Annotated in this window: 17 protein-coding genes; all 17 read right to left on the reverse strand. The window is 45.1% G+C overall.

Annotated elements, in window-relative coordinates:
* Complete coding sequence (locus tag A5N85_RS04635; RefSeq protein ID WP_072576183.1) at window positions 1-315, reverse strand: head-tail connector protein; 315 nt, start codon at window positions 313-315, stop codon at window positions 1-3.
* Window positions 312-530: a hypothetical protein gene (locus A5N85_RS04640; protein WP_072576184.1), complete on the reverse strand. Its 219-nt coding sequence runs from the start codon at window positions 528-530 to the stop codon at window positions 312-314. Before A5N85_RS04640 ends, A5N85_RS04635 begins: the two co-directional genes overlap by 4 nt.
* A 33-nt stretch (window positions 531-563) precedes the next feature.
* Entirely contained in the window at window positions 564-1742 is a 1179-nt protein-coding gene (locus A5N85_RS04645; RefSeq protein WP_072576185.1) for a phage major capsid protein, read from the reverse strand.
* 2 nt (window positions 1743-1744) lie between these two features.
* Window positions 1745-2389 carry an HK97 family phage prohead protease gene (locus A5N85_RS04650; RefSeq protein ID WP_072576186.1) on the reverse strand — a complete coding sequence of 215 codons (645 nt, stop codon included), beginning with the start codon at window positions 2387-2389 and terminating at the stop codon, window positions 1745-1747.
* Window positions 2386-3633 (reverse strand): phage portal protein, encoded by a 1248-nt coding sequence (locus tag A5N85_RS04655; protein WP_072576187.1) that lies wholly within the window; start codon window positions 3631-3633, stop codon window positions 2386-2388. Before A5N85_RS04655 ends, A5N85_RS04650 begins: the two co-directional genes overlap by 4 nt.
* Window positions 3630-5153 carry a terminase large subunit gene (locus A5N85_RS04660; protein ID WP_072576188.1) on the reverse strand — a complete coding sequence of 508 codons (1524 nt, stop codon included), beginning with the start codon at window positions 5151-5153 and terminating at the stop codon, window positions 3630-3632. The genes A5N85_RS04655 and A5N85_RS04660 overlap by 4 nt, the downstream gene beginning before the upstream one ends.
* Complete coding sequence (locus A5N85_RS04665) at window positions 5150-5605, reverse strand: hypothetical protein (protein WP_072576189.1); 456 nt, start codon at window positions 5603-5605, stop codon at window positions 5150-5152. The genes A5N85_RS04660 and A5N85_RS04665 overlap by 4 nt, the downstream gene beginning before the upstream one ends.
* Before the next feature lie 74 nt (window positions 5606-5679).
* Entirely contained in the window at window positions 5680-5997 is a 318-nt protein-coding gene (locus A5N85_RS04670) for an HNH endonuclease (protein ID WP_072576190.1), read from the reverse strand.
* A gap of 1 nt (window position 5998) precedes the next feature.
* A complete protein-coding gene (locus A5N85_RS04675) occupies window positions 5999-6304 on the reverse strand; it encodes a hypothetical protein (protein ID WP_072576191.1) in 306 nt (101 codons plus the stop codon).
* Between the two features lie 197 nt (window positions 6305-6501).
* Window positions 6502-6762: a hypothetical protein gene (locus A5N85_RS04685; protein WP_072576193.1), complete on the reverse strand. Its 261-nt coding sequence runs from the start codon at window positions 6760-6762 to the stop codon at window positions 6502-6504.
* Complete coding sequence (locus tag A5N85_RS04690; RefSeq protein ID WP_169818618.1) at window positions 6759-7568, reverse strand: glycoside hydrolase family 108 protein; 810 nt, start codon at window positions 7566-7568, stop codon at window positions 6759-6761. The genes A5N85_RS04685 and A5N85_RS04690 overlap by 4 nt, the downstream gene beginning before the upstream one ends.
* A 320-nt stretch (window positions 7569-7888) precedes the next feature.
* Window positions 7889-8254 (reverse strand): hypothetical protein, encoded by a 366-nt coding sequence (locus A5N85_RS04695; protein ID WP_072576194.1) that lies wholly within the window; start codon window positions 8252-8254, stop codon window positions 7889-7891.
* Window positions 8251-8403: a hypothetical protein gene (locus A5N85_RS15590; protein ID WP_169818619.1), complete on the reverse strand. Its 153-nt coding sequence runs from the start codon at window positions 8401-8403 to the stop codon at window positions 8251-8253. The genes A5N85_RS04695 and A5N85_RS15590 overlap by 4 nt, the downstream gene beginning before the upstream one ends.
* Window positions 8400-8783: a RusA family crossover junction endodeoxyribonuclease gene (locus A5N85_RS04700; protein WP_072576195.1), complete on the reverse strand. Its 384-nt coding sequence runs from the start codon at window positions 8781-8783 to the stop codon at window positions 8400-8402. Before A5N85_RS04700 ends, A5N85_RS15590 begins: the two co-directional genes overlap by 4 nt.
* On the reverse strand, window positions 8780-9118 hold the full coding sequence (locus tag A5N85_RS04705) for a nuclease domain-containing protein (RefSeq protein ID WP_072576198.1): 339 nt from the start codon (window positions 9116-9118) through the stop codon (window positions 8780-8782). The genes A5N85_RS04700 and A5N85_RS04705 overlap by 4 nt, the downstream gene beginning before the upstream one ends.
* Before the next feature lie 163 nt (window positions 9119-9281).
* Window positions 9282-9770 (reverse strand): NinB/YbcN family protein, encoded by a 489-nt coding sequence (locus A5N85_RS04710; RefSeq protein WP_072576196.1) that lies wholly within the window; start codon window positions 9768-9770, stop codon window positions 9282-9284.
* A partial coding sequence (locus A5N85_RS04715) for a KilA-N domain-containing protein (protein WP_143143181.1) occupies window positions 9767-10313 on the reverse strand: 547 nt, incomplete at its 5' end. The genes A5N85_RS04710 and A5N85_RS04715, both read right to left, overlap by 4 nt.

Consider the following 10313-nt stretch of genomic DNA (forward strand, 5'->3'; position numbering starts at 1 on the left):
TCATACTCCGTACAATCGATAATGTTGTACTAACCGCCAATATGCCAATGGCACTTCTGATTTTGTCGCATCTGCCGCTGCCTCTCTATGTTCATACCAGTTGCCAATTAACAGCAACATAGCTTGTTCAAGGTCAGCAGTTATCACGATGCCATACGTGTCATCTTGCGGGATACTATGTGCATCAGCATACAAATTGCGGTTAATATCACGCTCAACAAAGATTTTAGCGGCGTCTATGCGCCCAGCTAAGTACTCGTCTTCATCGTCGTGATCGATGCGCAAATGCTGTTTTACACGTTCTAACTTAATCATTTTTGTGATTTGTTTTTAGGGACACTTTCAGCTTTGTTTTTATGCTCAGGCTCTGATTTGTTCTTATGCTCAGGTTCTGCTTTTTCTTCTGTTATTGCTTTGATAACGCCTAAATCAATTAAGTATCGCGCGGTATCATCATCAACTGTTCGGGTATCGCCGGCATAGTATTGTTTATCGCCATAGTGTTGGCGTGTAACGAGATATTCTTTCATTTCTTGCTCCTAAAGGGGCATAAAGCCCCTATGTTATTTCGCTGCTAAATCACCATAGATAAAGGCTTCTGGGCGATAAACCGCTAACGCTAGACGTTCCTCACAGAGAATCGTAACCATGTTTTTAACAAAGTCATCTTCATTCTGTGTGGCGACCGCAACGCTTAAATCCCAGCGGTCAAATAGTTGCGCTGCCATTTTGAATGCGCCTGTTAGGAATTTACCCGATTGAATAGCCGACGTTACGACTACTGGTAACCCCCACATTGTTGGTGTTGCGCTGCCTTGTGGGTTGCCAATGATGTGGCGCCCGTCGTTATCCTTGAGCAGTTCAATTTTTGTCCAGTCAATTGGGTGCAATACATGCCCTGTTGACGGATATTCCGCGATGGTAGCTTGCAACATCGCCAGTCTTAACTGATCAATAATGGTGTAATTTGCCATTGTTGCCGGGTCTGAAAAAGCAGTCGCTTGTGGAATAATGCCTTTAAGGTTACTTCCTGAGCCGTCGCCGTTAAGCAATTGCTTTTCTTCGACAAGTTTTAAGCCATACGCCAACAAGTTATTGATTTGGCTTTGCAACATTGGCGCATCATCTAAGATTTGCCGTGAGGCTTTCATAAAGTGCGCGATAACCTTCACGCCGGTGGTTACTTCTTCGTATTGCAAGTCAGATTGCGGTTTTTTCGCGCCCTCCGCCACGGTGGCGGCATTATTGGTAAAGCCTTTTTGCTTGATGTAAGTAATCGCATTGCTGTTGGTTCGCCCTGCGCTAATCAAATCCCGAACCGTTAAGCGCTGTCTTGGCAGCTCAAGGATGCCGTCTAGGCGTTGAGGCTGGACGAGATTGCCGACTGAGCCAGCAGCATCAGTTGTTGCGCTAGTGATATCCGCCTTAATACTCACACGCGCGGCAGTGCCTGTGCGCGGGTCTGATTTATACCGCTCAAAACTATCAGATTTTGTGAGCTGCTCGCCAATGCTGACAGGGGCTTCAGGCTCAACACCTCGTCTTGCGGCTTTTTGCTCTAAATCTTCCAAACGGGCGGTCATATCATTCATTTTTAGCAACACTTCATCTGTTTGCTCTTTCAGCCCGTCTGTTAGCTTTTCGCCTTTTTCCATGCGCCCTTTGACTTCTTCCGCGTATCCTTTAACGGTTTCAACTGTGTTTTTTAACTCTTGGGCGAGTTCTTCCATTTCTTTAGCCATATTTATGTCCTTTCAGATTTTAAAATGTTAAGTGCGGCTACTACCGCGTTATCTACTGGCTCGCCCAGCAGTTTTCGCAAACCATGCGAGGCTATTGCTGTAGCTTGCGATTTAGAAAATCCTGCTTCGCGCAGGAATTTTTCAAATTCTTTTAGTGAGGGTAATTCGCCTTTTTCGAGCGTGCTTTTAACAGTCGTGATAGTTGATTCTTCATTAGCAGGGAATGTGACAACTGACACCTCTTTCAAGTCGAGAGCCAATAACTCTAGGATTTCATTATCCTCATCGTACGACCACTTATTGATGCTATATCCAATAGACAGACCGTCAATTGCACCATGTTTAAGTAACGCGTGAGCCTCTTTTGCAAGCGCAATATCATTGATGAATAGCTGACCTTCACCATAAAGCCCATGCTCATCCTCTTTAAGGTTTATCCACTTACCAATAACTTTTGCCCGGTCGTGCTGCCACAAAATAGGCGGCATCTTTCCCTTTTCGCGCCATTTCTTTATTGTTTCTTCGTATGCGCCTTTGCGCACCGCGTCACCGTAACTATCAACAACATCAAATACGCTGCAATAACCACTAAAAAAGCCGTCATCTTTGACGGCTTCTGCTTTGAAATTTATGCTCTTGGTCTTCATTCTGTAGTCCTATCGGTTGAGTCTTTGACTGGTTCTTTCCCTACGTTGTCAATCGTCGTCATGTTTAGCTGCACTGTCAGCACGTCCGCTCCCTCTATACGCGGTAAATCTTCAAGCGCTCGCACATCGTTACGAGTCATAATGCCGTTTTGTACCATCAAGTTATAAAAGTTTGCACGTTCCCCGCTGTTAGCGCGCAACAACCCTTCAACCGCGAACTTGGGTCTATATTGCTGTCTTTCGATGGGAGTAAGGAGTTTTCGGCTAATCGTTTGCTCAATGCGCACCAGTGTGGGGCGTAACGAGTAGGTTAAAAACCCTTGGTTCATACCCTCTAGTGAGGACGCCCAACTGCTCGCTTTGTCATAATGCCCGATTAGCTGTGGTGGCACACCAAAAGCACGACAGATTTCTTCAATGCCAAAGTATTTACTTTCAATGACTTGCGCGTCTTTTGGGTTAATCTTAATACCGTTTGCGGTTACAGGCTCAATGCCATTTTCTAGTAGCATATAGCTATCGGCATTCTCTGGCTGTTGATAACGCACTAGATTTTCTCTAAAGACTTGGCGTTGTTCTGGAGATAATAAGGTCGGGAATTTGAAAAATCCGCCAATTTTTAAGCCTTTTTTCCAGTCGTTGGCAGTAAATCGGTTTAAATCCATTTGCGCGCCAATCGCTTCTGCCGCATATTGTATGGGCGACAACCCAGTCAAACCATCGAGCGTAAAGCCACGAACATGAAAAATATCCGCCTCGCTATACTCATCGGCATAGCCTGTCTTACTATATTGATAGATTATCGCGCCTGTTTTATCGCGTTTTACCCGCATTGCTTGCGGGTCTAGTGGCTCTAAGCTAATAATACGATTGCCACCGCGTGTAATTAACGCGTAAGCGTTGCCCCATAGGTCTAGACTCGCAATCATCACTTCCCAAAACTCTGATGCGCACATATCCGCATTTGGTGCGTCATGTAAGAGCTTATAAAGCGGGTGATTGTCGCTGATATTTTTTTCAGTATCCCGTAAATGAATGGGTAGCGTGCTAATGGTTTGACTACGCAAACGCACACACGCCCAAACGGCGGAGAGTTTTAGGCTGTTATCAACGCTAACACTACTCCCCATTGGCGTTGGCGTGCTATCGTACGGGTAGACAGTTGCATTTTTATCAAGGCGTTGTCGTCCAAACAATCCTCCTAGCCACTCTCTAACAGCAGCGGTGTTAAGGGTTATGTTCATACAATCACCATATTGTTAAAAAAATCATCCATTTGCTCGCTCGTAATTACAGGTTCTGACAATTTTTGGCTTGCGCCAAACGCCATCGCTAACGCTACAATCCCGTCAATCCGACCGCTTGCTTTAAATTTATCAAGCTTGCGATTGCCCGCTGGGTCGCGTTGTAATACCGCATTAGCCGCACACATGGTTAAGACAGGATGATTGCCGTGTCTAATTTGTTTGTTAAGTAATGCTGCCTCCAGCGCATCAATCGCGGGCGACATATCTTTAAATCCTTGCCCATACTCAATCATCGGCAAGGAAAGCCCTGCGCGGTCAAGCTCACCTTTAAAAATATCCATGCGCCAGCGGTCATAAGCAATGCCGCACACGTTTAAATCCGCCAAAATGTCCGCCATATCCGCTACCACATGAGCATAATCCACGGTAGCCGATGGCGTGGTGTGTATGTAACCCTCACGCGCCCAAACGTCATAAGCCGCTCGGTCGCGTTTAGAGCGGTCAGTTATCCCCTCTTTTGGTGTCCAAAAATGCGGTTCAACGTGCCAAATACCCGCTAAATCTCGCCCAATCAATACCAGTGCGGTTAGGTCTGTACGCGCAGATAAATCTAGCCCTGCGTAAACTTCCATATCTTGTAGTGAGGACGGCATCGCGCTGTTATCCGCCCAAACAGCCGCGCTGATAAATGGGTTGTTAGTTGATACCCGTTGATTGAGATTGAGGTTCCTGAAAGTGTTTTCAGCGGATGGCATTCGTGCCGCGTTTTCTGCTAGTTTTTCGAGGTCGCGCAATGAGCGGAATTTACCGAGTGCTGGGTTGGCGGCTTTCCAACCGTCGCGGTCGAGTACATCGGCATCTTGAGGAGCAGCGTAAACGTGGCTCACGATGTGAGGGTCTTGACTACGCTCAGCATCATCAATCCAGACGCTTAACAAATCAGCATCATTCGCCGCTTGTGTGCTAATTGCAATCAACAATGGATGCTCATGCGCACCTTGCGCAGTAACAATCGCATCAACGAAATCATTCTGCGCACCTTGGACTTGCCCGACCTCATCTAAGATTGCTAAAACAGGTGATAACCCTTGCGCGGTTTTTCCTTCTGCCGCAAGCGCTTTATACTCTGTGTTCATCGGCAGTCCGTGCAAACGTTTACCCGACGGGATAATGTGTATGATGTCTTGCAAGTCAGGATTGAGGTTAATCATTTTTACTGCAAGATTAAACACCAGCGCCGCTTGCTCTCGACTCATCGCACCACTAACAATCTGGCTGTTAAGCTTTGCTTCTGGTCCGACCAAATGGGTCAACAGCAAACACGCAATTAGACCGGTCTTACCATTTTTGCGCCCAATAGATAAAATTGCTTTTTCAGTGCCTACCGGATTGTCATAAACGTCAATGATAAATTGCTTTTGAAAAGGTTCTAGCTTCAAGCCTTTACCAACGTGGACGCCCTCTGGAATACGGCAAAAAGCCTCAATAAAAGCAATTACTTTTTCTGCGCGGGTCATTGCGGTCTCGCTATTAAACTGCCCATATCATCCAATGTCTGCCCCGCTTTTCGCTGCTTAGTCGCTCTTTTTGCACTGTCTTCACTTTTCCCAACAGTCGCCTCTGCGTGTATGTGCAATTTCGTCGAGTATGACAGCGCAAGACGGCTTAATTTTTCTAGCCGCGATATTGCAGGGTTATCGACAGGCGTTCCACGTTCGTTAATTAGCGTCAATCCTTGCGCGGCTATATCTGTATGGCTCTGCTCAATATAAGCAAGCAATTTAGACAAATTCCAAGCGTGCGCTAAATCGATTGCTGTCCAGTCCTCGCGCGCACGCGCGCGTGTAATGTCATGCCAGTAAAATAACTCTTGGTTAGTAAGAGGTTTTGGCGGTTCTATCGCCATACTCGCACCAGCAAAAGCTGCGACGGTAGCAGCGGTGCTGTCGCTTCTTTTTCTTCTCGTCATAGTCTGGATTTTTTTCGGTTAGCATTAAAAAAGAGTTAGGGGCGGCGGTCGCTAAGAGGGCAATTTTGAACTTTTTACCCGCCCCCGTACCAGTGGTGGTTTGGGTCAAGCGGAAATCCTTTTTCGTTACATCCAATTTTTGAATTTTCTTCGCGCTGTTTGATGCTGTCGTGACAATGCTTACACAGTGATTGCCAATTAGTCTTATCCCAAAATAACCTAGCGTCGCCTTTGTGCGGGATAATATGGTCTACAACGGTAGCAGGCGTTATTCTCCCTTCACGCTGACAATAAACGCAAAGCGGATGATGAGATAAATAATGTTCGCGTGCTTTGCGCCATCTACCATCATAGCCACGTTGTTTTGTTGTCTTACCATTGCGCCAGCTCATCTTATCGACCCTTAACCACCGTTTCGTAAATGCGGTCAATCTTAGCGCCCATATCGCGCATATCTGCTTTTAACTGAGCAGCAGCATTATTAGCTTGCATCTCAATCCTTGTGTCTGCAGCTTTACGCTCATTTTCTTCTCGCGCTAGCATTGAGCGATACTCTGCTTGCATCGTGTCCATTTGCTGTCTAATTAACGCCCTGTCTTGTAAACCGGCGTAATAGCTGCCAAAGCCTGCTGCGACAAATGCAAATACAGCGATTGCAGTCGTAATGTTAATTTCCCATTTATATTCAATTTTCGGCACAATTCACCTCTAATAATCTAATGTATGCTTTTAATGCTTCTTCTCTCCGCACGAGCTTTGCGTACGTTTCATCACTTAGCGGCTCAAGTTCAGTTGTTGCAATTTTTGCAAGCACTGGTTTCGGTGGGCATGGATGATTGACTATAACGGGATACGGCTTGACACACGCAGATAGCAGACACGCTAAGATGCTTGCTTTAATCACGTTCAAAATAATCTCTTTTGCCACTTTCTAATTCTCTATCTACTTCTGCTTGCGCTTGATTGTTTGCCCTGATTGCTGCATTAATGCGTTGACTATGCGCAACGTGTGCTTGATTGTTAATCATTAGCTGCTCGGCTTCTCGCTCTGCCTGCTCCGCACGTTGTCTTTGTCTGACCGTATACCCGCCAAGAGTAACTACTGTCAGCACAAACGCACTCAGCCAAGCAAGCATAGTCTTTAATCGTGCAATCATTGCCGCACCAGCTTCACAATCAGCGTTAGACCGCCAATCAGTAATAACGCTGCAATCGCCCAGTGGATAGGGCTATTACCGCTAAACACCGATAAAATTCCGCCCGCTTGAGCAGCAATCGCACCTGCTGCGGTTGGGTTTCTTATTGCGTCATTGATAGCTGCTGACCACTTTTCTTCGCCATAAGCGCCGCCATCTGCCGGTTTTTGCTCTGCTTTTGGCGTTACGCCTTTGCACATAGATAGAGCGATAATTTGCACGTTTGTTACTCTGCTCGTCCAGCCCTTGCCAAACGTATCCCATGTTTTTAGTCGCTTCATGAACGCCAATCGCTCGTCGCATAGCTGAGTGGCGAGTAAACAGCTATTTTGCTTTTTGAGAGCTTCTAATGTTTTAACGCCAATAATGCCATCCGCTTCAACACCGAGAAATGCTTGTAATGTCTTAACAGCACGCGATACGCCACTGTTAACCGCAAAATCAAACATCGCATAATCTAAGCCGCTTGGCAGCTCGTCGAAACGAATTGGGTTTGCGTACTGCTCTCTATAAATTTGGTCAACATCGTGCTTTTCGATTAGCTTTACCGAGCGTGTCGGTAATCCATGATGCTGTTGCCAAGCATCATAAGTGCGTTGCGTAATCCCGAAATTTGTTGCGCCACCGGGGTCTTTAGGATGATTTGAATACCCGCCCTCTGCTTGCAAAACCCATCCAAGTGCCTTTTGATAGTTTTCTTTCATAAACCACCCGCTAAAAATAAAAAAAGCCCGTCCGAAGACAGGCAGGCGCGGAGAAACTTTCACATAAATCCGCATAAAAAAAGCCCCACCGAAGTGAGGCTGTAACTTATTGAAATCTCTGAATTGAACTATGGCGATAATCACCATAGTTAAAAATGTCCTAACTAATGTTCGCTTTTTTTGTCCGATATTAAAAAGCGGGCAATAAATAAGTTGGGGTCATTATGACCCCAGGATTGTCAAATCGCAGATACAAAAAAGCCCCGTACGAAAGTACAGGGCTTGCCATTTTAGTGAAATTAGAGAGGTAAACGTTATATACATAACTTTCGCCACTCTACCTGAAAGTATATAGTTTCATCCTTGGATTGTCAATTTTTTAATTATGGAACAATTTTTGCAATTATAAATGTGTAGGCGTGCTGTCTTTTTTGTCGTACATTCTCTGCATTAGTAAATTTCCACCGTCTATTTCTCACTACATCTTTATCACTAAAAATGCCATAAAAAAACCTTGCTTCAATAGCGTTAAAGCTATTCGGAAACCACTGCTTTAAACTCTGTAAAATCCGTCCGATTTTCTCACCCTCATCATCTGTCAACTGCGGTATGCCATCGATATCAATCGTGCGAGGGATTTGTTTGGCAAACTCAGCACAAGGCGGATAGCCGAGTTTGCGCCATTCTTCACCTGTCCGCGCCCAACGCGCATAGCCCCAAAGTAAGGCTTCTACTTCGCTATTTGTCATCGCGCCTCTCTTATTCTTTCTGCTCTTTCTCGCCCACCATCTAACGGTATGATTTTTTTCGGTGTCGGTGCGATAGTTTGTAAACAACAGTAAATAGACATCACTATCAAGACGGCGAACATTAACAATAACGGACGATAATCATTCATAAGCGCTCAATCTCCATTCTTGCTGGCTCTTCATCTCCATTATTTTTTTCATTTTTCTTATCAACTTTATCCACTCGGACTATCAGCAATGGATTAAAATTACTGTCATCTACCCCAATAGCCTTAGCAAATCCATCTAATGCGGGTTTACTCGCCGCTAAAAGATTATCGTTATCACGTCGGCGCTTATCCGGAAGATAAAAAGTAACTTTAATGCCGTTTGATACATCTGCGCCTCGCCACCCCGCCTGTAAAGTCAGAAAATAAGCGTCTTCCCGTGCCTTTAATTTAGCTTTATGTGTAACAGCCCAGTGTCTACCATTTTTATTGTTAGGCATCAATTCCGATGGAGGGAAAGGTAAAGTAACCCGATAATTCATAATCCCTCTCCTAGTTTTTGTTTTTCTTGTGGCGTCAATAGCGCAAATAACCTTAATTGCGTCCGTAATACCGCCTCATAAGCTTTGTATCTCACAAAATCACGTTCTAAGTCCGTATTCGTCCGTCTATCGATAGCGTCATGACACGCACTGCATACCCAAGCGACGTGTAAATCATGCGTTTTTGCGCCCATAATGCCTTGCGCGGGTAGTTGAATATGCGCCGCAACGGTTGTACTGGTATCGTGATTACACACGCCGTCAATCATTGCTGTGCATTGTTGTCCGCGTGCTTTATTGAGTAACCATTGCTGGCGGTTTTTCTTATTGCTCATATACACCACAACATAATTGCCAAGCTGCACACAAACATCGTTACTCCTGCTAAAAAATAAATCCACTCCGAAAAGCCACTCTTAAACACACAGAGCGTTAAGCAATAGATACCGTAAAAAAATAGAACAAGATGCACAAAAACAAATGTTACCTTTAACATCACTACCTCCCGATATCCGCATAACCTGCTACCACAGGGTCAGGAATAAAAATCTGCAACTCATGCGCTGCCCAACGTCGAATATCCTCCACATAATCATTAAACGCCGCTTTCTCTAGCGTCTTTGTGGACGGCATAACTTCTATCCCCGCTACAAACACAGGCATTAAAAACCGACGTTTACAAAACTCATGGACAACATCTTTAACGGTTAACCCCGCCTGCTTTAAAACAGCGTCGGTCTGCTCGCTTGCAAAAATACCCGGGTCGTTATCTATAATCGTCTTATAGACCACGCCCCATAAATAACGGTTTTGCCGATGAGTGCGGGTTTGCTTTTCTTCCTCGATGCGCACTACCCAAATTTTTGCTTTTTTATTTTCGTGAGTGATACGGGAAAATCCCGCATCACTTATCGGCAACGCTTGCACAGCGGCGAGAGCATTTGCTCTCACTTGTTCGCTGATTAGTCTGTATTGTTGCGGTTTCATTTTCCTGCCTCAAATCGTGCTTTAAGCAGTGTTCCGTAAGGCTTATCTCTGATACCGTTTACTGGGATTAACTCACGATGATAACAGCCTACTAAACCATCTTTTATAACAACTTCAATACTTCCATTGAATCTTGTATCAATCGGCACCATCACAATGTGCGGTGGTGGTAATGCGTCAACAGGTTCTAAATCTCGTTCTTTTAAACCGCGTGTCTGTTCACTAATGTTTAAAAATCGACAGGCATCTGGATAACGTTCGCGTCTAATCTCACGCACTGATGGCGCTTGGACATAATTGAAAAGTTCGTTATACACCGCTTGCCAATACTTACCTGTGCGATAAACCATCTCTCGCACACCTTGCTTGATGTGAACAAGCTGCTCATCGGTGATATAAGGGGATTGTTCAACAGTAGCGAGAAAAGTGCGGATAACCGCTAGATGAACAAATGCGCTTATCCATGCGCCATAGGCAACAACAATTTCTTTACAAGCATATGTGCCACCATTTACGCCGCGTACCGTTTTGATTGAAAAGCCC

This window comes from Suttonella ornithocola (assembly GCF_001889065.1).
Taxonomy (GTDB): domain Bacteria; phylum Pseudomonadota; class Gammaproteobacteria; order Cardiobacteriales; family Cardiobacteriaceae; genus Suttonella_A; species Suttonella_A ornithocola.

Bases quoted from the DNA above. Each gene is read 5' to 3' on its own strand.
- A5N85_RS04635 (WP_072576183.1), bottom strand. From the start codon at position 315: ATGATTAAGTTAGAACGTGTAAAACAGCATTTGCGCATCGATCACGAC.
- A5N85_RS04640 (WP_072576184.1), bottom strand. From the start codon at position 530: ATGAAAGAATATCTCGTTACACGCCAACACTATGGCGATAAACAATAC.
- A5N85_RS04645 (WP_072576185.1), bottom strand. From the start codon at position 1,742: ATGGCTAAAGAAATGGAAGAACTCGCCCAAGAGTTAAAAAACACAGTT.
- A5N85_RS04650 (WP_072576186.1), bottom strand. From the start codon at position 2,389: ATGAAGACCAAGAGCATAAATTTCAAAGCAGAAGCCGTCAAAGATGAC.
- A5N85_RS04655 (WP_072576187.1), bottom strand. From the start codon at position 3,633: ATGAACATAACCCTTAACACCGCTGCTGTTAGAGAGTGGCTAGGAGGA.
- A5N85_RS04660 (WP_072576188.1), bottom strand. From the start codon at position 5,153: ATGACCCGCGCAGAAAAAGTAATTGCTTTTATTGAGGCTTTTTGCCGT.
- A5N85_RS04665 (WP_072576189.1), bottom strand. From the start codon at position 5,605: ATGACGAGAAGAAAAAGAAGCGACAGCACCGCTGCTACCGTCGCAGCT.
- A5N85_RS04670 (WP_072576190.1), bottom strand. From the start codon at position 5,997: ATGAGCTGGCGCAATGGTAAGACAACAAAACAACGTGGCTATGATGGT.
- A5N85_RS04685 (WP_072576193.1), bottom strand. From the start codon at position 6,762: ATGATTGCACGATTAAAGACTATGCTTGCTTGGCTGAGTGCGTTTGTG.
- A5N85_RS04695 (WP_072576194.1), bottom strand. From the start codon at position 8,254: ATGACAAATAGCGAAGTAGAAGCCTTACTTTGGGGCTATGCGCGTTGG.
- A5N85_RS15590 (WP_169818619.1), bottom strand. From the start codon at position 8,403: ATGAATGATTATCGTCCGTTATTGTTAATGTTCGCCGTCTTGATAGTG.
- A5N85_RS04700 (WP_072576195.1), bottom strand. From the start codon at position 8,783: ATGAATTATCGGGTTACTTTACCTTTCCCTCCATCGGAATTGATGCCT.
- A5N85_RS04705 (WP_072576198.1), bottom strand. From the start codon at position 9,118: ATGAGCAATAAGAAAAACCGCCAGCAATGGTTACTCAATAAAGCACGC.
- A5N85_RS04710 (WP_072576196.1), bottom strand. From the start codon at position 9,770: ATGAAACCGCAACAATACAGACTAATCAGCGAACAAGTGAGAGCAAAT.